General features: G+C 58.6%; 1 pseudogene. It reads right to left on the bottom strand.

The annotated features are described in order from the left end of the window. Positions 1–19 precede the first annotated feature (19 nt). Positions 20–261: pseudogene (locus SB786_RS36700) on the bottom strand (MFS transporter); the annotation flags it as partial.

The raw sequence follows: 261 nt of genomic DNA, 5'->3' as shown, positions 1-261 counted from the left end.
ACGGCAATACGGGCACATGTCAATCGAGCGGACGGCCCGCCGGTTCGCGAATCAACGGCAATGCCAGCAACGAAACCGCCCCGCAGCCAATCAGATACCACGCGGGCGCAAGCGGATTGCCGAGCAGCTTGATGAGCCACGTTGCGAAGAATTGCGCAAAGCCACCAAATATCGACACACCCACGCAGTACACGATCGACATGCCCGTCACGCGAATCGATTGCGGAAACAACTCGGGCAGCATGACGATATTCGGCACAG

The sequence above is a fragment of the Burkholderia sp. SIMBA_062 genome (assembly GCF_046534765.1).
Lineage (GTDB): Bacteria > Pseudomonadota > Gammaproteobacteria > Burkholderiales > Burkholderiaceae > Burkholderia > Burkholderia ambifaria.
The sequence above is the reverse complement of the archived record's forward strand: the minus strand, read 5'-3'. Positions and strand labels throughout refer to the sequence as shown.